This is a genomic window from Roseateles sp. GW835-FHT13E02 (assembly GCF_058794035.1).
The window spans coordinates 88,217-109,957 of record NZ_JBXAGJ010000011.1; the positions used below are offsets into that span (position 1 = coordinate 88,217).

Here is a 21,741-nt window from a genome sequence, read left to right on the forward strand (position 1 = left end):
TGGATGAGTTTGAACAAGCTGGAAACAAAAGGAAGTTCGGGCTTGGTGTGTGAGCAGAGGTCACCCAAAAACCGCATGACGCCCACCCCGCGCTCAAGGCCGGCAGCCACCCGGTCAGCGTGGCCGGCAGCAACCCTCAAGCGAGTCTTTGAAAGCCGAACAAAAGCCCCGCAGCTTAAGTGAGCCCAAGGGGTGGGCCATAGGTCATGGAGCAGATTTGAGCCTCGGATTTACCCTAGCTACACCCAGCGCCCGTCAGGCCATGGCTCGGCAAGAAAGCCCGAGGTTCAACGAGGCGTGGCGCCTACTGCAAAGGCTCCTTGAGCCCGGGCAGATTGGGCAAGGGCAAGACGGCAATGCCTTCCTCCACCAGAGCCTCGGTGTCAGCCCGGCTGGCTTGGCCACGGATGCTGCGCGGCTCGGCCTCGCCATAGTGAATCCGACGTGCTTCTTCGGCGAAACGCGAGCCGACGTTTTCGCTTTGCGAGACCATGGCACGCAAAGCCTGCATCATCTGCGCTTGCACGCGCGCCAAAGACTCGGCAGCAGACGAGGCGCTTGAGTCGACCTCGGAAGCGCTGCTGATTGACGAGGGCTCAGAACGTGCCGCGATCGCTGCAGGCGAGGCGGTATCGGCACGCTCAGCCCCAGACGCACCACGGCGCAGGTGCGAGACATTGAGTCGCGGCGCACTGGGCAAACGTCGGACCTCATTGCTGCCGCACATGGGGCAGGACACCAGGTCGCGCGCCTGCTGGCTCTCAAAGTCGGCCGCAGAGGCGAACCAACCTTCGAAACCATGATCGAGGGAACAGCAAAGATTCAGAACCAGCATGGAACGATGGTAAGCGCTGGCGGCAGGCCTTTCAGGCCACCGCCACTCATTCTTGCGCAGCAGCCACCCATTTGAGGGCCCAGGCCCCCGCCTGCCAGCGCTGCAGCCAGAGCAGGCCGATCAGCGTCTTGGCATCGGTGATGCGGCCGTCCTGGCACATGGCGTCGACCTCGGCGACCGTGAAGGCCTGCAGCTCGATGAACTCCCCGTCATCGAGCGACTGACGCCCTGGCGTGAGGCCGCGGGCAAAAAAGATCTCGATGCCTTCGTCCGAGTAGGCAATGGCGTTGTGCAGCACGCCGGCATGGGCCCACTCGGCCGCGTGGTAGCCGGTTTCCTCGATCAGCTCGCGCTGGGCACAGCGCAGCGGGGCTTCGCCGGCATCGAGCTTGCCGGCGGGAAACTCCAGCATCACCCGGCCCATGGGGAAGCGGAACTGACGTTCCAGCAGCAGACGGCAATCGTCCAGCAGCGGCACGATCATGACCGCGCCGGGGTGCAGGATGTACTCCCGGCTGGCCTGGGCGCCATCGGGCAGGCGAACAATGTCGCGCTGCACATGGAGGAAGTTGCCGCTGAAGACGCGCTCGGAGGAGACGCTGTCTTCGCGCAAGTGGGCGTCCGAACTTGTGGAGCCCGGCTGCGCAGCGGCGCCGCCCTCAGGCGTCATGGCGATGGCGGCGCAGATAGCACCAGACAAAGCCCGGGAAGCCCAGGGTCACAAAGAGGCAGAAGCCGGCCGCGTAAAACTCCCAGCCCTGAGGCTGGCGTTGACCCAGCTTGGACTCAAGCAGGAAGCCCAAGCCCAGGGTCAGGAGCGCGAGCAAGACCAACTCCAGCAGGCGCCAGCCGACCGCCTTGGGGCTGCGGCGCGGCCCCACAAGCAAGACCCGATTGCTGAGATAAGGCAGGTTGGCGGCCAGCACAGCCGCCAACAAGACCAGCCAGACGGCTGCGGTTTGATCCATGGATTCGAACGGAAACCCGAAGGATCAGGTCGCCAGCGTCTTGACGATGGCGGACGCGCACCAGGCCATCAGGCCACCGGGCAGCACACCGAAGACCAGCACGGCAGCACCGTTCAGCGACAGCACCAGACGCACATCGGCAGGCGCTGCCAGGGGCGCACGGTCCGTGGGTTCGTCAAAGAACATGACCTTGACGACACGCAGGTAGTAGAAGGCGCCGATCAGCGACACCACCACGGCGGCAATGGCCAGGCCCAGATAGAACGGCACATTGGTCGAGACCAAGGCCTGCAGCACCGACAGCTTGGCGTAGAAGCCCGCAGTCGGCGGCACGCCAGCCAGCGAGAACATGAACACCGCCATCACCACGGCGAACCAGGGGCTGCGCTTGGCCAGACCGGCCAGGTCCTTGAGTTCCTCGGCCTCATGACCGGCGCGCGAGAGCAGCAGGATCATGCCGAAGCTGCCCAGCGTCGTCAGCACATAGGTCACGGCATAGAACATGGCCGAGCTGTAGGCATTGGCGGCCGACAAGGTGTTGTTGTTCACCACGCCCGAAGCCAGGCCCAGCAGCATGAAGCCCATCTGCGCGATGGTCGAGTAGGCCAGCATGCGCTTGAGATTGGTCTGCGCGATCGCGGCCAGGTTGCCGACCAGCAGCGACATCACCGCCAGCACGATCAACATCTGCTGCCAGTCCACGGCCAGGCCGATCATGCCTTCCACCAGCAGACGCACGGTGATGGCAAAGGCTGCCAGCTTGGGCGCCGAGCCGATCAGCAGGGTCACGGCCGTGGGCGAACCTTGGTAGACGTCCGGCACCCACATATGGAAGGGGGCAGCGCCGAGCTTAAAGGCCAGACCAGCGGTCACGAAGACCACGCCGAAAACGAGCACCGACTTGTTCGGCACGCCGGTGGAGATGACCTCGAAGACACGCGGAATGCTCAGCGAACCGGTGGCGCCGTACATCATGGACAAGCCATAGAGCAGGAAACCGCTGGCCAGGGCGCCGAGCACAAAGTACTTCATCGCCGCTTCGGTCGACACCGCATGGTCACGGCGCAGGGCCACCAGGGCATAGAGCGACAGGCTCATCAATTCCAGGCCGAGATAGATGACCAGGAAGTTGTTGGCCGAGAGCATCACGAACACGCCCAGCAGCGAGAACAGGCTCAGCGTGAAGAGCTCACCCTTGAGCATCTCGCGCGAAGCGGCGTAGGGTCGCGCGTAGACCAGCACGACGATGGTGGCGATGCTGGCGAAGAAGCCCAGCAGATGGCCCATGGGGTCGGACACCACCATGCCCTGCATGGCGTACAGGGTCTGGCCCTCGCTGAAGGCGCTGAAATGCACGGTGGCCACGGCCACCAGGGTCAGCTGGGTCAGCCAGTAGGTCGGGCGGCGCGCCGGGTCCTTGACGAACAGGTCCGCCAAGGCCACCACGCAGGCCATGGCCAGCAAAATGATTTCGGGATAAACCGCGAGCCAGTTCATATTGTTCATGTCTTGTTGGCCCTAAGAATCAACCGGGGATCAGCTTGGACGTTGCCACATGCTTGAGCAACTCAGCCACCGAAACCTGCATCACATCGGTGAAGGGCTTGGGGTACACGCCCATCCACAGCACGGCAATGGCCAGCACTGCCAGCATCAGGAACTCACGGGCGTTGATGTCCTTGAGCTTGCGCACATCGTCGTTGGTGACGGCACCGAAATAGACGCGCTTGTACATCCACAAGGTGTAGGCCGCGCCGAAGATCAGGGCCGTGGCGGCAATGGCGCCAAGCCAGAAGTCGTAGCGCACGGTGCCCAGGATCACCATCCACTCGCCCACGAAACCGGCGGTGGCAGGCAGGCCGCAATTGGCCATGGCGAAGAACAGGGCGAAGGCCGCGAACTTGGGCATGGTGTTGACCACGCCGCCGTAGCTGGCGATCTCACGCGAGTGGACGCGGTCGTAGAGCACGCCGATGGACAGGAACATCGCGCCCGACACAAAGCCGTGCGAGATCATCTGCACCAGACCGCCCTGCACACCCAGGTCGTTGAAGATGAAGAAGCCCAGGGTCACGAAACCCATGTGGGCGATGGACGAGTAGGCCACCAGCTTCTTCATGTCCTGCTGCACCAGGGCCACCAGGCCGATGTAGACCACGCCGATCAAGGACATGGCGATGATCAGCCAGGACCACTGATGGGCTGCGTCCGGCACGATGGGCAGGGAGAAACGCAGGAAGCCATAGCAACCCAGCTTCAACATGATGGCGGCCAGCACCACCGAACCGCCGGTGGGCGCTTCCACGTGGGCATCGGGCAGCCAGGTGTGCACCGGCCACATCGGCACCTTCACCGAGAAGGCGGCCAGGAAGGCAAAGAACAGCAAGGTCTGCGTGCCACCGGCAAGGGGCAGCTTGTGCCAGGTCAGGATGTCGAAGCTGCCACCGGACTGGAAGTACAGGTAGAGCAGCGCGATCAGCATCAAGAGCGAACCGGCCAGGGTGTAGAGGAAGAACTTGAAGGCCGCGTACACGCGACGCGGGCCGCCCCAGACGCCGATGATGATGTACATCGGGATCAGCGTGGCCTCGAAGAACACGTAGAACAGCATGCCGTCGAGGGCCGAGAACACGCCGATCATCAGGCCCGACAGGATCAGGAAAGCGCCCATGTACTGGTTGACGCGCGACTCGATCACTTCCCAGGCGGCCAGCACGACGATGACGGTGATGAAGGCCGTCAGCGGCACGAACCACATGGAGATGCCGTCCAGGCCCAGGTGGTAGCGGATGTTGAAACGCTCGATCCAGGGCTGGTTTTCGACGAACTGCATGGCAGCCGTGCTGTTGTCGAAACCGCTGATCAGCGGCAGCGTCACGGCAAAGCTGGCCAGCGCGGCCAGCAAGGCCAGCCAGCGCACGGTTTTGGCCTGGTCGTCACGACCCAGGGCCAGCAGCACGGCGCCGCAGGCGATGGGCAGGAAAATGGCAAGACTTAGCAACATTGTTGTTCTCCGCCCTCAATCACAGACCGGTCAGGGTCTTGAGTTGGGGCCACATATAGGGCCACAGCTGCCAGGTCATCAGGCCGATCACGCCCAGGATCATCACCAGCGCATACCAGTACAGGTGGCCGGTTTGAACGCGACGCACCAGGCCGGCGATGCCGCCAACCGCATGCGCAGAGCCGTTGATCAGCACACCGTCGATCACGGCGCCGTCACCGGCCTTCCAGAACACGAGGCCCAAGCCTCGCGCGGCCTTGGCCAGGATGTTCTCGTTGATCCAGTCCATGAAGTACTTGTTCTCCAGGACCACGATCAGCGGACGCAGCACACGAGCCAAGGTCGCCGGCACGGCCGGCCAGACCATGTAGAACAGGTAAGCCGTCACCACCCCGCCCAGAGCCAGCCAGAACGGCAGCGTCTGCAGGCCATGCACAGCCATGGCCGCAGCGCCGTGGAACTCATGGCCCAGCTCAGTCATGGCGTGGTGGACCTGGTGGTTGATGAAGATGGCATCTTTGAAGAAATCGCCATGCAGCATCGGGGCGATGGTGAAGTAACCGATCAGCACCGAAGGCACCGCCAGCAAAGCCAGCGGCAGGGTCACAACCCAAGGCGACTCGTGCGGCACATGAGGCTCATGGTGACCGTGGTCGTCATGATGGTCATGCTCGCCCGGGAAGGGCTTGTGACGGAAGTTCTCCTTGCCATGGAAGACCAGGAAGTACATCCGGAAGGAATAGAAGGCGGTGACGAACACGCCGATGATGACGGCGTAGTAAGCCCATTGCGCCGCCGGCAGATGGCTGGCGTGCACCGCTTCAATGATCGAATCCTTGGAGTAGAAACCCGAGAAGAAGGGCGTACCGATCAGGGCCAGCGAACCCAGCAGCGAGGTGATCCAGGTCACCTTCATGTACTTCCACAGACCACCCATATTGCGGATGTCCTGGTCATGGTGCATGCCGATGATGACCGAGCCCGCGCCGAGGAAAAGCAGGGCCTTGAAGAAGGCGTGGGTCATCAGGTGGAACACGGCCACCGAGTAGGCTGAGGCACCCAGGGCCACGGTCATGTAACCGAGCTGCGACAGGGTCGAGTAGGCGACCACGCGCTTGATGTCGTTCTGGATGATGCCCAGAAAGCCCATGAACAACGCCGTGATGGAGCCGATCACCAGGATGAAGTTCAGCGCGGTGTCCGAGAGTTCGAACAGCGGGCTCATGCGGGCGACCATGAAGATGCCGGCCGTCACCATGGTGGCGGCGTGAATCAGCGCGGAGATCGGAGTCGGGCCTTCCATCGAGTCCGGCAGCCACACATGCAGGGGGAACTGGGCCGATTTGCCCATGGCACCGATGAACAGGCAGATGCAGGCCACGCTCAGCATCATCCAGTCACTGCCCCACAGCGGTGCGGTGAACTTGATCTGAGCCAGGTCACCGGCCTTGGCGAAAGTCTCGGTGTAGTTCAGCGAACCACCGTAGGCCACCAGCAGGCCGATGCCGAGGATGAAGCCGAAGTCACCGACGCGGTTGACCAGAAAGGCCTTCATGTTCGCGAAGATGGCGGTCGGCTTGGTGTACCAGAAGCCGATCAGCAGGTAGGACACCAGGCCCACCGCTTCCCAACCGAAGAACAGTTGAAGCATGTTGTTGCTCATCACGAGCATCAACATCGAGAAGGTGAACAGGGAGATGTAGCTGAAGAAGCGCTGGTAGCCCGGATCTTCTTCCATGTAGCCGATGGTGTAGATGTGCACCATCAGCGACACAAAGGTCACCACGCACATCATCATCGCGGTCAGGCCATCGACCAGAAAGCCGACTTCCATCTTCAGGCCGCCCACCACCATCCACTCATAAATGGTCTGGTTGAAACGGGCACCGTCGTTGATGACGGATTCCAGCGTCATGGCCGACAAGATAAAGGCCACAAGCACGCCGAGGATGGTGACCGTGTGAGCACCCTTGCGGCCCACTTGCTTGCCAAACAGGCCGGCCACGACGGCGCCGACCAGCGGGGCCAGCGGCACCGCCAGCAGGAGGTTCTGAGAGAGTTGTGCAGACATTGTTCTTCAGCCCTTCAGCGCGTCGAGCTCTTCGACATTGATGGACGCCCGGTTGCGGAACAGCACGACCAGAATGGCCAGGCCGATGGCCGACTCGGCGGCCGCCACGGTCAGGATGAAGAACACGAACACCTGGCCCGCCATATCGCCCAGGTAGTGCGAGAAGGCCACGAAGTTCAGGTTCACCGCGAGCAACATCAGCTCAATCGCCATCAGCAGCACGATCAGGTTCTTGCGATTCAAAAAGATGCCCACCACCGAGATGGCGAACAGGATCGCCCCCAAGGTCAGGAAATGGCCCAAGGTCAAGCTCATCATGCTTTGGCTCCTGTGTCAGCAGCAGCATCAGCTGCAGGCGCGGCGGGCAGTTCCACCGTGGGCGCCATCTTGACGATGCGCAGGCGGTCGGCCTTCTTGACCTTGACCTGCTCGGAGGCGTCTTGGCTGCGTGAATCCTTGCGGCGGCGCAGGGTCAGCGCGATGGCGGCAATGATGGCCACCAGCAGCAGCACGGCCGCAATCTGCAAGGGATAGAGGTACTGGGTGTAGATGGCGATGCCGAGCAGCTTGGTGTTGCCCAGCTGCATGGCTGCGGGCGACAGCTCCGGCGCGTCAGCCAGGCGGAAGCCACCCATCAGGATGGCGGCCATTTCCAGCGCGATCAAGGCGCCAACCAGGCCAGCCATCGGCATGTGCTTCCAGAAACCCTCCCGCACGTGGTCTGAATTGATGTCCAGCATCATCACCACAAACAGGAACAGCACCATAACGGCGCCGATATACACCAGCACCAAGGTGATGGCCAGGAATTCCGCCTTCAGCAGCATCCAGATGCACGAGGCATTGAAGAAGGCCAGGATCAGGAACAGGGCCGAGTGCACAGTGCTGCGCGCCGTGATCACACGGAACGAGGCGCCCAGCAACACGGCCGAGAAGATGTAGAACAGAGCAGTGGTGATTTCCATAGCGTTCCAGCAGTACTTAACTCTTGTCCGATCGAGTCGCCCGCCGGGCCGCCTTGAAACAAGTTCAGGGCGACTCGAGCCGAGGTGTACGGCGGCCTTGGCCGGCGAACCTCTGCGTCCCCTCGGGGGACCGGCCGAGTACTCTCGGACGAGGGGTCAACGGTACTTTGCGTCGGCCTCCTTTTGGGCTGCGATCTCGGGTTCATAGCGGTCACCCACAGCCAGGAGCATGTCCTTGGTGAAGTAGAGGTCGCCGCGTTTTTCGCCGTGGTACTCGAAGATATTGGTTTCCACGATCGAGTCGACCGGGCAGCTCTCTTCGCAGAAACCGCAGAAGATGCACTTGGTCAGATCGATGTCATAACGCGTGGTTCGGCGGGAGCCGTCATCGCGCACATCGGACTCGATGGTGATGGCCATCGCCGGGCAGACTGCTTCGCACAGCTTGCAGGCAATGCAGCGCTCTTCGCCGTTGTCGTAACGGCGCAGCGCGTGCAGACCGCGGAAACGCGGCGACAGCGGGGTTTTTTCTTCCGGAAACTGCACGGTGATCGTGCGCGACAGGAAATGGCGGCCGGTCAGGGCCAGGCCCTTGAACAGCTCGATGAGCATGAAGCTCTTGACGAAGCTCACTGCAGACATGGGAGGACCTCAGCTCACTTCCAGATGTTGTACGGCGACTGAATCCAGAGGCCGACGACGACCAACCAGACCAGGGTCACGGGAATGAAGATCTTCCAGCCCAGACGCATGATCTGGTCATAGCGGAAGCGCGGGAAGCTGGCGCGAACCCAGAGGAACACGGTGACCACGCAGAAGGTCTTGAGGCCCAGCCAGATCCAGCCCGGGATGAAGTCCAGCGCAGCCACAGGGGCCAGCCAGCCGCCCAGGAAGAACAGCACGGTCAGGATCGAGACCAGCCACATATTGGCGTACTCAGCCAGGAAGAACATGGCGAAGGACATGCCCGAGTACTCGACCATGTGGCCGGCCACGATTTCCGACTCACCTTCCACCACGTCGAAGGGGTGACGGTTGGTTTCAGCCAGGCCGGAGATGAAGTACACGCCAAAGATCGGCAGCAGAGGCAGCCAGTTCCAGGACAGCAGGTTCAGGCCCATGTCGGCGAACTGACCGCGCGACTGGCTCATGACGATGTCGCTCATGTTCAAGCTGCCGCTGACCATCAGCACGATCACCAGGGCAAAGCCCAGGGGGATTTCGTAGCTGACCATCTGAGCGGACGCGCGCAGCGCACCCAGAAAAGCGTACTTGGAGTTCGAGGCCCACCCGGCAATGATCACGCCGTAAACCTCGAGCGAGGTGATGGCCATCAGGAACAGCAGGCCGGCGTTGATATTGGACAGCGCGACTTCCGGGCCGAAGGGGATCACGACCCAGGCGGCCAGGGCCGGCATGATGGTCATGATGGGGCCGAGGAAGAACAGGCCCTTGTTGGCCGCCGTCGGGACGATGATTTCCTTGAAGATCAGCTTGACCGCATCAGCGATGGGGGTCAGCAGACCGTAGGGGCCGACACGGTTCGGGCCCGGACGGATCTGGGTCCAGCCGATGGCCTTGCGCTCCCACAAGGTCAGGTAGGCCACGCAAATCATCAGCGGGGCCACCAGCACGATGATCTTGATCAGGTTCCAGACCACGGGCCAGGCACCGCCCAGCAGGCTGGCGCCAGATTGGTAGAGGGTGTCAATCATTGCTGTTCTCGCCTCACACCTTGGACACGTTCAGCGAACCGAAGGCCGCGCCCAGGGCCGCAGTTTCCGGGAGCCCGACGGGCACGCGCACCACATTCGCGGGCAGCTTGGCATCGAGTTGGGCCGGCAGTTGCACGGTGCCGGCGCCTTCCTGGCTGATGCGCACCGAAGCGCCCTGCACCTCGGCCAAGCCCAGCTGATCCCACAGCGCCTGCGGCAGACGGGCCACGGCCGCCTGGCGGGCGTCGGTGGTCAGCTGCAGCGAGGTCGAGTGACGAACCAGGGCGTCGGTGGCATAGATCGGCACTTCGGCCAGGCGCTCCAGACCGCCCGCTGCCGCTTGCAGCTGCACCGGCGCCTGGCTGGCATTGCTCAGGCGGCTGCTCAAATCAGCATCCACACCCAGCGCTTCGTTGCGCACCTGCTCGGAGCTGTCTTGGCCGAAACCATCCAGAGCCAACAGATTGCCCAGCACGCGCAGGATCTTCCAGCCCGGGCGCGTTTCGCCCAGGGCCTTGGCCACGCCCACAAAGCTCTGCAGGCGACCTTCCGCGTTCACGAAAGAGCCCGAAGTCTCGGTAAAGGGCGAGGTCGGCAGGATCACATCCGCGTACTCGATGCCGGTCTTGAAGGGGCTCAGCACCACGACCATTTCGGCCGCGGCCAGGCTCTTCGCAGCGGCGGCCGCGTTGGCGCTCTCCAGCACCGGGTCGGTGTTCAGCAGGATCACAGCCTTGAGCGACGCGCCGCCGGCTTGCGCACCCAGCATCTGGGCGGCATTCAAACCATTGCCTTGCGGCACAGCGCCGACCAGTTGCGCGCCTACAGTGTTGGCGGCTTCGGTCAGGTAGCCGACTTGAGCGCCCACCTGGGCAGCGATCCAGTTGGCCAGGCTCAGCAAGGCCGCGGCTTGCGGATGTTGTGCAGCGGCATTGCCCAGCAGGACCGCCTTGCGCTCGCCGCTCAGCAGCGATTCGGCGATGGCGTTCGCAGCCGGGGTCACTTCAGCGCTCACCGGTGCGCTCACGCCCTTGGCCTGGGCCACGACTTGTGCAACAGCGGCCAGCGACTGCAGCCAGGCGCTCGGCGCCGCGGTGATGCGTGCAGCGATGGGCAGGAGCCAGTCGTCTTCGCTGCCGTGGATCACGCTGATCTGGGCGCCGTGACGGGCGGCCTGACGCAGGCGCTGCGCAAACAGCGGATGATCCTTGCGCAGGAAGCTGCCCACGACCAGGGCACGATCCAGTTCGCTCAGCGCGGCGATCGAGCCACCCAGCCAGTGGGCCTTGCCGGCTTCGGCGGTGTTGCTGAAATCGGCGTGGCGCAGGCGGTGGTCGACGTTCTGGCTGCCAAGACCGCGCACCAACTTGGCCAGCAGATGCAGCTCTTCCACCGTGCTGTGGGCCGAGCCCAGGGCACCGATGGCCGCCGGGCCGTGTTCGGCCTTGACCAGCTTGAGGCCGTTGGCCACGTATTCCAGCGCCGTGGTCCAGTCGACGGTCTTCCAGGCGCCGCCTTGCTTGATCATGGGCTGGCTGATGCGCTGGTCGCTGTTCAGCGCTTCGTAGGAGAAGCGATCACGGTCAGCGATCCAGCATTCGTTGACGGCTTCGTTCTCGAGCGGAACGACGCGCATCACCTGGTTGTTCTTGACCTGGACGATCAGATTGGCGCCGGTCGAATCATGCGGGCTGACGCTCTTGCGGCGCGACAACTCCCAGGTGCGGGCGCTGTAGCGGAAGGGCTTGCTGGTCAGGGCGCCGACCGGGCAGATGTCGATCATATTGCCCGACAACTCGGAGTCCACCGAGCGGCCGACAAAGGTCTGGATCTCAGCATGCTCACCACGGTGAGCCATGCCCAACTCCATCACGCCGGCGATCTCTTGGCCGAAGCGCACGCAGCGGGTGCAATGGATGCAACGGCTCATTTCCTGCATGGAAATCAGCGGGCCGACGTTCTTGTGGAAGACCACGCGCTTTTCTTCGGTGTAGCGCGATTTGCTGCCACCGTAGCCCACGGCCAGGTCTTGCAGCTGGCACTCGCCACCCTGGTCGCAGATCGGGCAATCCAGCGGGTGGTTGATCAGCAGGAACTCCATCACACCCTGCTGCGCCTTCACGGCCTTCTCGCTCTTGGTGCGAACGATCATGCCCTGGGTCACGGGCGTGGCGCAGGCCGGCATGGGCTTGGGCGCCTTTTCCACATCCACCAGGCACATGCGGCAGTTGGCGGCGATGGAGAGCTTCTTGTGATAGCAGAAATGCGGGATGTAGGTGCCGGCCTTTTCGGCAGCATGCATGACCATGCTGCCTTCCTGGACCTCTACCTTCTGGCCGTCGAGTTCGATTTCAATCATGTCGTGTCCTGTCCTGCCTCAAACCGAGGCCGGCACCAGAGCCGTTTTGTGTTCGATCAGATGAACGAACTCGTGTTTGAAGTTCTTGATCATGGCGCGCACCGGCATGGCCGCGGCATCGCCGAGCGCGCAGATCGTGCGACCCTGGATGTTGTCGGCCACCGAGTTCAGCAGATCGATGTCTTCAGGCTTGCCCTGGCCGTTGGCGATGCGCTCGACCACCCGGTGCATCCAGCCCGTGCCTTCGCGGCAAGGCGTGCACTGGCCGCAAGACTCGTGGGCATAGAAGTAGGACAGGCGCAGCAGGCTCTTGACCATGCAACGGCTGTCGTCCATGACGATGACCGCACCCGAGCCCAGCATGGAGCCGGCCTTGGCGATGGAGTCATAGTCCATGGTGCAGTTCATCATGACCTCGGCGGTCAGCACCGGCGAGGACGAGCCGCCAGGAATCACGGCCTTGAGCGTGCGACCCTTGCGCACGCCACCGGCCAGTTCCAGCAGTTTGGAGAACGGCGTGCCCAGCGGGATCTCGTAATTGCCCGGGCGCTCCACGTCACCCGAGACCGAGAAGATCTTGGTGCCGCCGTTGTTGGGCTTGCCGATTTCCAGATAGGGCTGGCCGCCGTTGCGGATGATCCAGGGGACGGCCGCAAAGGTCTCGGTGTTGTTGATGGTGGTCGGGCGGCCGTAGAGGCCGAAGCTGGCCGGGAACGGCGGCTTGAAACGCGGCTGACCCTTTTTGCCTTCCAGCGACTCGAGCAGCGCAGTTTCTTCGCCGCAGATGTAGGCGCCGAAACCGTGGAAAGCATGCAGCTGGAAGCTGAAGTCGGAGCCGAGGATGTTGTCACCCAGGAAACCGGCTGCACGGGCTTCTTCCAGGGCCGCTTCGAAGCGCTCGTAGACCTCGAAAATCTCGCCGTGGATGTAGTTGTAGCCCGTCTTGATGCCCATGGCGAAAGCAGCGATGGCCATGCCTTCGATCACGATGTGCGGGTTGAACATCAGGATGTCGCGGTCCTTGCAGGTGCCCGGCTCGCCCTCGTCCGAATTGCAGACCAGGTACTTGGCGCCCGGGAACTGGCGCGGCATGAAGCTCCACTTCAGGCCGGTGGGGAAGCCGGCGCCGCCACGGCCACGCAGACCCGAAGCCTTGACCTCGGCGATGACCTGATCCTGGGTCAGCGGCGTGCCTTCCGGAGCGCCCTCGCCTTTCAGGATCTTGCGCAGCGCGGCATAACCGCCACGTGCCACATAGTCCTTCAGGCCCCAGTTCTTGCCGTCCAGACCGGCGTAAATCTGCGCGCCAATGTGGCGGTCATGGAAACAGGTCTCGACGCCCTGACTCTGAAACTTGGATAGATCCAGCATGCTTCTTCCCGTTCCTCAGTTCTTGGCCGCAGCGGCTTCGGCCGCAGCATGGGCCTTGAGCACGTCCACCAGCTCATCGAGGCGCTGGTTGCTCATGAAACTGCACATCTGGCGGTCGTTGACCAGCATGACCGGCGAGTCCGCGCAAGCACCCAGGCACTCGCTCTTTTGCACGGTGAACAGGCCATCGGCCGTGGTACCGCCCTCCTCCACGCCCAGCTTTTCGCAGAGGTGGTTCAGCGCCTTCTGGCCGTCGCGCAGCTGGCAGGGCAGATTGGTGCAGACATTCAACTTGAACTGACCCAGCTTGCGCTGGTTGTACATGTTGTAGAAGGTCGTCACTTCGTAGACGGCGATCGGCGGCATGCCCAGGTAAGCGGCGATCGCGTCTTCGCTGGCGCGCGACACATAACCGATTTCCTGCTGCACGATGGACAGGCAGGCCATCACGGCCGATTGCTTCTGATCCACCGGGTACTTGGCCACTTCACGCGCAAAGCGGGCTGCCGTGGCCTCGCTCAGCACATAGGTTTCGTTGTTCGTTGTCATCGTTCTGCTCATCACTCAACGATCGATTTCGCCGAACACGATGTCCATCGTGCCGATGATGGCCACCGCGTCGGCCAGCATGTGGCCACGGGCCATCTCATCCAGCGCAGCCAAGTGGGCAAAGCCCGGGGCACGGATCTTCAAACGGTAAGGCTTGTTGGCGCCATCGCTGACGATGTAGATGCCGAACTCACCCTTGGGATGTTCGACGGCCGCGTAGGCCTCGCCTTCCGGCACGCGGAAACCTTCGGTGAACAGCTTGAAATGGTGGATCAACTCCTCCATGTTCGACTTCATGTCCACACGCGAAGGCGGCGCCACCTTGTGATTGTCGGTAATGACAGGGCCCGGGTTGGCACGCAACCAGTTCACGCATTGCTGAATGATGCGATTGGACTGACGCATTTCCTCGACGCGAACGACGTAGCGATCGTAGGTGTCGCCGTTGGTGCCGACCGGGATGTCGAAGTCCAGCTTGGCGTAGGCGTCGTAAGGCTGGGTCTTGCGCAGGTCCCAGGGGATGCCACAACCACGCAGCATCGGGCCGGTGAAGCCCATGTTCAGTGCGCGTTCAGGCGACACCACGCCAATGCCCACGGTGCGCTGCTTCCAGATCCGGTTGTCGGTCAACAGGGTTTCGTAGTCGTCGACGTTCTTGGGGAAGCGATTGCAGAAGTCCTCAATGAAGTCCAGCAGCGAGCCGCTGCGATTCTCATTCATCTTGGCCAGGGTCTTGGCGTTCTTGATCTTGGACACGCGGTACTGCGGCATGGTGTCCGGCAGATCGCGGTAGACACCGCCCGGGCGGAAATAGGCCGCGTGCATGCGAGCGCCCGACACGGCCTCGTACATGTCAAACAGGTCTTCGCGCTCGCGGAAGGCGTAGATCAGCACGTTCATCGCGCCGCAATCGAGACCGTGCGCACCCAACCACATCAGGTGGTTCAGCAGGCGGGTGATTTCGGCAAACATCACGCGGATGTACTGCGCACGCTCGGGCACTTCGATGCCCAGCATCTTTTCGATCGCCAGGCAGTAAGCCTGCTCGTTGGCCATCATGGACACATAGTCCAGACGGTCCATATAGGGCAGCGACTGGATATAGGTCTTGCTCTCAGCCAGCTTTTCGGTGGCGCGGTGCAGCAGGCCGATGTGCGGATCGGCGCGCTGGATGACTTCGCCATCCAGCTCCAGCACCAGGCGCAACACGCCGTGAGCGGCGGGATGCTGGGGACCGAAATTCAGGGTGTAGTTCTTGATTTCAGCCATGAATCAAAGTCCACCGTAATTGTCTTCGCGAATGATGCGCGGCGTGATTTCACGCGGCTCGATGGTCACCGGTTGGTAGACCACGCGCTTTTGCTCGGCGTCGTAGCGCATTTCCACATGACCCGAGGTCGGGAAGTCCTTGCGCATCGGGTGGCCGATGAAGCCGTAATCGGTCAGGATGCGACGCAGGTCTTCGTGGCCATCAAAAATGATGCCGTAGAGATCGAAAGCTTCGCGCTCGAACCAGTTGGCCGAGTTCCAGATCGGAGTGATGGCTGCCACCGACGGGAAATCGTCATCCGGGCAGTACACCTTGAGGCGCAGACGCCAGTTCTTGTTGACCGACAGCAGATGCGATGCCACAGCGTAACGCGGGCCGTCGTAGGCACCGTCCTTGTAGCTGCTGTAGTCGATGCCGCAGAGGTCAATCAGCTGCTCGAAGCGCAGCTCGGAGTGATCGCGCAGGGTCTTGGCGACGCCGAGGTAGTCGGCCGCACGCACTTGCAGGGTGACTTCGCCAAATTCGGTCTTCAGACTCTGGATGCGCTCGCCGAGGGCAGCCTCCAGCGCGGTCTTGAGGGTGTCAAGTTTGCTCATCGGTGCTTGATCCTTCAGCGCGCGATCGTGTTTTCACGGCGAATCTTGGCCTGCAATTGCAGGATGCCGTACAGCAAGGCCTCGGCCGTCGGCGGACAGCCCGGCACATACACATCAACCGGCACGATGCGATCGCAGCCGCGCACGACGGAGTAGCTGTAGTGGTAGTAGCCGCCACCGTTGGCACAGGAACCCATGGAGAGCACCCAGCGTGGCTCGGCCATCTGGTCGTAGACCTTGCGCAGGGCCGGCGCCATCTTGTTGCACAGCGTGCCGGCCACGATCATCAGATCGCTCTGGCGCGGACTGGGGCGGAACAACATGCCGAAACGGTCGATGTCATAACGGGCCGCGCCCGCGTGCATCATTTCCACCGCACAGCAGGCCAGACCGAAGGTCATGGGCCAGAGGGAACCGGTCTTGGACCAGTTGATCAGCGTGTCGACCGAAGTGGTGACAAAGCCTTCTTTCAATACGCCTTCAATACCCATTGCAAGCTTTCATTCGTTCAGGCCCTTGCGAGCCGAGCGCCGAGCCCTGACCCAGCATTGCTGCCGAGCGAGCCCGCCATGCCCATCCATCGACGGATGGGCGTCCCCTCGGGGGACCGACCAGCGCAGCGCGCCGGGCGAGGGGCTAACAATCACTCCCAGTCCAGGGCGCCCTTTTTCCATTCGTAGGCGAAACCAACGACCAGAATGCCCAGGAAAATCATCATCGACCAGAAACCAGCCGCACCAATCTCACGGAGCGAAACCGCCCAGGGAAACAGGAAAGCAATTTCCAGGTCAAACAAGATAAACAAAATGGCCACGAGGTAATAGCGCACATCGAATTTCATGCGCGCGTCTTCAAAGGCCTCGAAGCCGCATTCGTAGGGGGAGTTTTTGGCCTGATCCGGCCGATTGGGGCCCAGCAGAAAGCCGAGCACTTGGGGCGCCACACCGACGCCTGCGCCGACCAGGATGAAGAGGATGACGGGGAGGTACTGATCCAAGTTCATAGGTGACGCTCTTTGAAAAACCGCCGTACGCCTCCAGGCCCCGGCCGAGTTTTATGCAGTGATTTAACAAAAGCAACGGGCGCGCCGCCAGCGAATGTATCGCTCACGGACTGCGCCCGCCATGTCCCCCGCAAAAATGCGACAAACTTCGTTTGCTCACACCCTTGCAACAGAGGCGCTACGACCAATATTCCGCAGGCTCCAACCTTTGGATATTAACCGAACATTTGGTGCCGTCGGCGAGACTCGAACTCGCACAGCTTTCGCCACTACCCCCTCAAGATAGCGTGTCTACCAATTTCACCACGACGGCTGAATTTCACTTCTCAACTCTGTCTGGCGCCGATCTTCATCAGCGAGAGGGATTGCTTCCCAGACAGCCTTGAATTCTATACCGAAAATTTCGCACTTTTGATCATTTCAGATCGAAGCACTCAAAATATCTGCGGCGAGCTCATCCGAACATCGTCCACCCCAAGCACCAAGCCTGCAAGCGGGCTGCAAGCAGCCGCGATCGCAAGTGACTCAAGCGCCTGGCGCTGCGCACGCCCGCCGGAACCACAGCGCGTGCGCAGGCTTTCGCATCAAGCGATCAGTTCGAAGCAGCAGAGGCGGTCGGAGCCACCACGGGTGCCACCGCGGGCGCAGCACCTGGAATGGCTGCAGCACCCGACGCAGCGACGGCTGCCGGAGCCGCGCGATCCAGAACCGTTTCAGCGGCAGCACCACCGCTGCGGTGATTGGACAGATAGGCCAGAGCCAAAGTGCAGGCAAAGAACAAGGTCGCGCACACAGCCGTGCTGCGCGACAGGAAGTTGGCGCTGCCGGTGGCGCCGAACAAGCTGCCCGAAGCACCACTGCCGAAGCTGGCACCCATATCGGCACCCTTGCCTTGCTGCACCAGCACCAAGCCAATCATGGCCAGCGCGCTCAGCAACTGCACCACCAGAACCAAATTCATCAAGACCTGCATCTCTAACTCTCCAGTCAATCGTTCTTTTCAAAGGGCCGATTGCCGATCAGGCAATCCACCCAGGATTTCAAGCCAACTTTCAGTGCGCTGCACGGCAGATGGCCGCGAAGTCCGCGGCCTTCAAGGCCGCGCCACCAATCAAGCCACCATCGATATCGGGCTGTGCAAACAACTGCAGCGCGTTGTCGGGCTTGACGCTGCCGCCGTACAGGATTCGCATGGCATCCGACTTTTGCGTGGCCGCATGCAACTGCTTGCGCAGGACCGCGTGCACCGCTTGCGCCTGCTCCGGCGTGGCAGTCAAACCCGTACCGATGGCCCACACCGGCTCATAGGCCAGCACGATTTCACCGATGCAATGGGTCAGGGTGTGGATGACCGCAGCCAGCTGACGCTTGACGACCACTTCGGTCTGGCCAGCCTCGCGTTCTGCCAGGGTCTCACCCACGCAGACGATGGGCGTCACGCCGTGCGCCAGTGCCGCCTTGGCTTTGTCGGCCACCATCTGATCACTTTCGTGATGATAGGCACGACGCTCGGAGTGACCAACGATCACATAACGACAACCCAAATCGGCCAGCATGGCCGAAGAGACCTCGCCGGTGTAGGCGCCTTGCTCGAAAGCAGAGCAATCTTGCGCACCCAGACCGACAGCCTGCCCCGTCAAGGCCAAAGCCGTTTCGGCCAGGTAGGGGAATGGCACACAGACCGCCACATCGGCCGACCAGGGCCCCAGCTCCTTCAGGCCCGACAACAGGGCCGCGTTGGCCGCACGGCTGCCATGCATCTTCCAGTTGCCAACGACCAATTTCTTGCGCATCTCGTTCTCCAAACTCCCAGCAAGCCCAATCGAGGCCCACTGAGGACTGCCGCTCACCAAGTCAAAACAATCTTGCCGATGTGCTCGCCCGATTCCATCAGCGCATGCGCTTCGGCCGCCTGAGCCGCAGGCATCTGACGGTACAGCACTGGCGAAATCTCTCGCGCGGCCAGCAAAGGCCACACACGCTCACGCAGGGTCTCCGCAACACCCGCCTTGAAGGCCAGCGAACGCGGCCGCAGGGTCGAGCCACTGATCGTCAGACGACGACGCAAGACCGCGCCCGCATCAAAGCGAGCCTCAACACCACCCTGCACCGCAATGATGACCATGCGACCATCATCGGCCAGGCATTGCACGCCACGCTCGACATAGGAACCAGCCACCATGTCCAGAATGACGTCGACGCCCCGCCCTGCCGTCGCCGCCTTCACTTCCGCAACGAAATCCTGTTCGCGGTAGTTGATGGCGACATCGGCACCCAGATTCAAGCAGGCCTCGGCTTTGGCTGCCGAGCCCACCGTCACCAGCACACGCGAACCCAGCGCCTTGGCCATCTGGATGGCGGTGACACCGATGCCGCTGCTGCCGCCATGCACCAGCAGGCTCTCACCCGGCTGCAGAGCGGCACGCGCGAACACGTTGGACCAGACCGTGAAGCAGGTTTCCGGCAGACTGGCCGCCTCCGCCATGCTCCAGCCGACAGGCATTGGCAGGCACTGGCCAATCGGCGCCACGCACAACTCGGCATAGCCACCGCCCGCCACCAAGGCACAGACCGCATCACCCAGCTTGAAACCCGAGGCCGCCAGGGCCTCGGCATCACCGGCGACGATGCGACCCGCCACCTCCAGGCCCGGCAGATCGCTGGCACCCGCCGGAGGTGGATAGGCGCCCTTGCGCTGCAGAACATCGGGACGGTTGATGCCATAGGCCTCCACCGCGATCAAGCACTCCCCGATCCCGGCGACGGGATCAGGGCGCTCAATCAACTGCAACACCTCGGGCCCGCCGGGGCGGGTGATGGCGATCGCCTTCATGGACAGGTCTTACTCAGCGGCTTCAGCCGGCGCTTGAGCGGGCGCGGCGTCGCGCTCGATCAGGGCCTTCATGGACAGCTTGATGCGACCCTTTTCGTCGGTTTCCATGACCTTGACCTTGACGATCTGACCTTCCTTGAGGAAGTCGGTCACCTTCTCGACGCGCTGGTGGGCGATCTGGCTGATGTGCAGCAGACCATCTTTGCCAGGCAGCAAGTTCACCAGGGCACCGAAGTCCAGGATCTTGGTGATCGGGCCTTCGTAGACCTTGCCGATTTCAACTTCAGCCGTGATCTCCTCGATGCGCTTCTTGGCGTATTCGGCCTTCTCGGCGTCGGTCGAGGCGATGGTGATGGTGCCGTCTTCGCCGATGTCGATGGTGGTGCCGGTTTCTTCGGTCAGCGCACGGATGGTGGCGCCGCCCTTGCCGATCACGTCACGGATCTTTTCCGGGTTGATCTTCATGGTGTACAGGCGCGGCGCGAACTGCGACACCTCGGTGTTGGCCGTGCCCATGGCTTCGACCATCTTGCCCAGGATGTGCAGGCGGGCTTCCTTGGCTTGCGCCAGGGCGACCTGCATGATTTCCTTGGTGATGCCCTGGATCTTGATGTCCATCTGCAGGGCGGTGATGCCACCGGTGGTGCCAGCCACCTTGAAGTCCATGTCACCCAGGTGATCTTCGTCACCCAGGATGTCGGTCAGCACGGCGAAGCGGTTGCCGTCCTTGATCAGACCCATGGCGATGCCGGCCACATGGGCCTTCATCGGCACGCCTGCGTCCATCAGGGCCAGGCAACCGCCGCAGACCGAAGCCATCGACGAGGAGCCATTGCTTTCCGTGATTTCCGACACCACACGCATGGTGTAGGGGAAGTCTTCCTTGCTCGGCAAAGCGGCGATCAGCGCGCGCTTGGCCAGGCGGCCGTGGCCGATTTCGCGGCGCTTCGGGCTGCCCACGCGGCCAGTTTCGCCGGTGGCGAACGGAGGCATGTTGTAGTGCAGCATGAAGCGGTCTTCGAACTCGCCGGCCAAGGCGTCGATGCGCTGGGCGTCACGATCGGTACCGAGCGTTGCCACCACCAGTGCCTGCGTTTCACCGCGGGTGAACAGGGCCGAACCGTGGGTGCGCGGCAGGATGCTGTTGCTGATCTCGATCGGGCGCACGGTGCGGGTGTCGCGACCATCGATGCGGGGCTCACCCGCCAGGATCTGACCACGCACGATGCGGGCTTCGATCTCAAACAGCAGGCTTTCCACCTCGACCTTGTCGAACGCCACGCCTTCGTCGGTCAGCGCCTTGAACACGTTCGCCGTCACTGCACGGCAAGCCTGGGTGCGGGCTTGCTTGTTGCGGATCTGGTAAGCGGCAGCCAGGGCTTCGTCGGCCAGGGCGCCAACCTTGGCGATCAGCGGCTCATTCTTGGCCGGAGCCTTCCAGTCCCAGGCCGGCTTGCCGGCGTCACGCACCAGCTCGTCGATGGCGGCGATGGCGATATTGCCTTGCTCGTGACCGTAGACCACGGCGCCCAGCATGATCTCTTCGCTCAGGCCGTCGGCTTCCGACTCCACCATCAGCACGGCAGCTTGCGTGCCGGCAACGACCAGGTCCATCTTGCTGTTGATCAGCTCGGTCTTGCCCGGGTTCAGGATGTACTCACCGTTGACATAGCCCACGCGCGCAGCGCCGATCGGGCCATTGAACGGAATGCCGGACACGGCCAGCGCAGCACTGGACGCGATCAAAGCGGCGATGTCGGCCTGAACTTCGGGGTTCAGCGACAGCACATGCACGACAACCTGGACTTCGTTGTAGAAGCCTTCCGGGAACAGCGGGCGAATCGGGCGATCGATCAGGCGGCTGGTCAGGGTCTCCAGCTCGCTGGGGCGGCCTTCACGCTTGAAGAAGCTGCCCGGGATCTTGCCGGCGGCATAGGTCTTCTCGATGTAGTCCACAGTCAGCGGGAAGAAGTCCTGGCCGGCCTTGGCTTCGGTCTTGGCCACCACGGTGGCCAGCACCACGGTGCCTTCGATATTGACCAGCACGGCGCCGGTGGATTGGCGGGCAATCTCGCCGGTTTCCATCACGACGGTGTGGTTGCCCCACTGGAAGGTCTTGGTGACTTTATTGAACAAACTCATGGTCTCTCTCCTTGTATGCGCTCAGGCCACACGGCCCGACAACGCAGTCATAGCGGCTTG

At 62.4% G+C, this 21,741-nt stretch carries 21 protein-coding genes and 1 tRNA gene; all 22 read right to left on the bottom strand.

Annotation, left to right across the window (positions count from 1 at the left end; translation table 11 throughout):
* Positions 1-304: 304 nt before the first annotated feature.
* On the bottom strand, positions 305-835 hold the full coding sequence (locus tag AC1Q6P_RS12505; RefSeq protein ID WP_492664130.1) for a DUF1178 family protein: 531 nt from the start codon (positions 833-835) through the stop codon (positions 305-307).
* 46 nt (positions 836-881) lie between these two features.
* Positions 882-1,505 (bottom strand): NUDIX domain-containing protein, encoded by a 624-nt coding sequence (locus AC1Q6P_RS12510; protein ID WP_492664131.1) that lies wholly within the window; start codon positions 1,503-1,505, stop codon positions 882-884.
* Entirely contained in the window at positions 1,495-1,803 is a 309-nt protein-coding gene (locus AC1Q6P_RS12515) for a DUF2818 family protein (RefSeq protein ID WP_492664132.1), read from the bottom strand. Before AC1Q6P_RS12515 ends, AC1Q6P_RS12510 begins: the two co-directional genes overlap by 11 nt.
* Before the next feature lie 24 nt (positions 1,804-1,827).
* The gene (gene nuoN / locus AC1Q6P_RS12520; protein ID WP_171826255.1) at positions 1,828-3,309 is read right to left on the bottom strand and encodes an NADH-quinone oxidoreductase subunit NuoN; all 1,482 of its coding nucleotides are present in this window, start codon (positions 3,307-3,309) and stop codon (positions 1,828-1,830) included.
* Between the two features lie 19 nt (positions 3,310-3,328).
* Positions 3,329-4,807, bottom strand: coding sequence for an NADH-quinone oxidoreductase subunit M (locus AC1Q6P_RS12525; protein WP_492664133.1), 1,479 nt, complete (start codon positions 4,805-4,807; stop codon positions 3,329-3,331).
* A gap of 19 nt (positions 4,808-4,826) precedes the next feature.
* The gene (gene nuoL / locus AC1Q6P_RS12530) at positions 4,827-6,878 is read right to left on the bottom strand and encodes an NADH-quinone oxidoreductase subunit L (protein ID WP_492664134.1); all 2,052 of its coding nucleotides are present in this window, start codon (positions 6,876-6,878) and stop codon (positions 4,827-4,829) included.
* Positions 6,879-6,884: 6 nt separating this feature from the next.
* Positions 6,885-7,193, bottom strand: coding sequence for an NADH-quinone oxidoreductase subunit NuoK (gene nuoK, locus AC1Q6P_RS12535; protein ID WP_102770459.1), 309 nt, complete (start codon positions 7,191-7,193; stop codon positions 6,885-6,887).
* On the bottom strand, positions 7,193-7,843 hold the full coding sequence (locus tag AC1Q6P_RS12540) for an NADH-quinone oxidoreductase subunit J (protein WP_102770326.1): 651 nt from the start codon (positions 7,841-7,843) through the stop codon (positions 7,193-7,195). The genes nuoK and AC1Q6P_RS12540 overlap by 1 nt, the downstream gene beginning before the upstream one ends.
* Before the next feature lie 156 nt (positions 7,844-7,999).
* A complete protein-coding gene (gene nuoI / locus AC1Q6P_RS12545; RefSeq protein WP_102770325.1) occupies positions 8,000-8,485 on the bottom strand; it encodes an NADH-quinone oxidoreductase subunit NuoI in 486 nt (161 codons plus the stop codon).
* A 14-nt stretch (positions 8,486-8,499) separates the two neighbouring features.
* Positions 8,500-9,558 carry an NADH-quinone oxidoreductase subunit NuoH gene (gene nuoH, locus AC1Q6P_RS12550; RefSeq protein WP_492664135.1) on the bottom strand — a complete coding sequence of 353 codons (1,059 nt, stop codon included), beginning with the start codon at positions 9,556-9,558 and terminating at the stop codon, positions 8,500-8,502.
* 13 nt (positions 9,559-9,571) lie between these two features.
* Positions 9,572-11,917, bottom strand: a complete 2,346-nt coding sequence (nuoG, locus tag AC1Q6P_RS12555; RefSeq protein WP_492664136.1) for an NADH-quinone oxidoreductase subunit NuoG — start codon at positions 11,915-11,917, stop codon at positions 9,572-9,574.
* Between the two features lie 18 nt (positions 11,918-11,935).
* A complete protein-coding gene (gene nuoF, locus AC1Q6P_RS12560) occupies positions 11,936-13,288 on the bottom strand; it encodes an NADH-quinone oxidoreductase subunit NuoF (protein ID WP_102770322.1) in 1,353 nt (450 codons plus the stop codon).
* A gap of 15 nt (positions 13,289-13,303) precedes the next feature.
* Positions 13,304-13,837, bottom strand: a complete 534-nt coding sequence (locus tag AC1Q6P_RS12565) for an NADH-quinone oxidoreductase subunit NuoE family protein (protein ID WP_492664137.1) — start codon at positions 13,835-13,837, stop codon at positions 13,304-13,306.
* Between the two features lie 15 nt (positions 13,838-13,852).
* Positions 13,853-15,106, bottom strand: a complete 1,254-nt coding sequence (locus AC1Q6P_RS12570) for an NADH-quinone oxidoreductase subunit D (protein WP_492664138.1) — start codon at positions 15,104-15,106, stop codon at positions 13,853-13,855.
* Positions 15,107-15,109: 3 nt separating this feature from the next.
* Positions 15,110-15,703 carry an NADH-quinone oxidoreductase subunit C gene (locus tag AC1Q6P_RS12575; protein WP_171826249.1) on the bottom strand — a complete coding sequence of 198 codons (594 nt, stop codon included), beginning with the start codon at positions 15,701-15,703 and terminating at the stop codon, positions 15,110-15,112.
* A 14-nt stretch (positions 15,704-15,717) separates the two neighbouring features.
* A complete protein-coding gene (locus AC1Q6P_RS12580) occupies positions 15,718-16,194 on the bottom strand; it encodes a NuoB/complex I 20 kDa subunit family protein (protein ID WP_047484384.1) in 477 nt (158 codons plus the stop codon).
* 152 nt (positions 16,195-16,346) lie between these two features.
* Positions 16,347-16,706 (bottom strand): NADH-quinone oxidoreductase subunit A, encoded by a 360-nt coding sequence (locus AC1Q6P_RS12585; protein WP_102770319.1) that lies wholly within the window; start codon positions 16,704-16,706, stop codon positions 16,347-16,349.
* 228 nt (positions 16,707-16,934) lie between these two features.
* Positions 16,935-17,019, bottom strand: a tRNA-Leu gene (locus AC1Q6P_RS12590).
* A 279-nt stretch (positions 17,020-17,298) separates the two neighbouring features.
* Positions 17,299-17,679 (bottom strand): preprotein translocase subunit SecG, encoded by a 381-nt coding sequence (secG, locus tag AC1Q6P_RS12595; protein ID WP_492664139.1) that lies wholly within the window; start codon positions 17,677-17,679, stop codon positions 17,299-17,301.
* Between the two features lie 79 nt (positions 17,680-17,758).
* Positions 17,759-18,499: a triose-phosphate isomerase gene (gene tpiA, locus AC1Q6P_RS12600; protein WP_492664140.1), complete on the bottom strand. Its 741-nt coding sequence runs from the start codon at positions 18,497-18,499 to the stop codon at positions 17,759-17,761.
* Between the two features lie 53 nt (positions 18,500-18,552).
* Positions 18,553-19,539 carry an NAD(P)H-quinone oxidoreductase gene (locus AC1Q6P_RS12605; protein ID WP_492664141.1) on the bottom strand — a complete coding sequence of 329 codons (987 nt, stop codon included), beginning with the start codon at positions 19,537-19,539 and terminating at the stop codon, positions 18,553-18,555.
* Positions 19,540-19,548: 9 nt separating this feature from the next.
* The gene (gene pnp / locus AC1Q6P_RS12610; RefSeq protein WP_492664142.1) at positions 19,549-21,681 is read right to left on the bottom strand and encodes a polyribonucleotide nucleotidyltransferase; all 2,133 of its coding nucleotides are present in this window, start codon (positions 21,679-21,681) and stop codon (positions 19,549-19,551) included.
* Between the last annotated feature and the right edge of the window lie 60 nt (positions 21,682-21,741).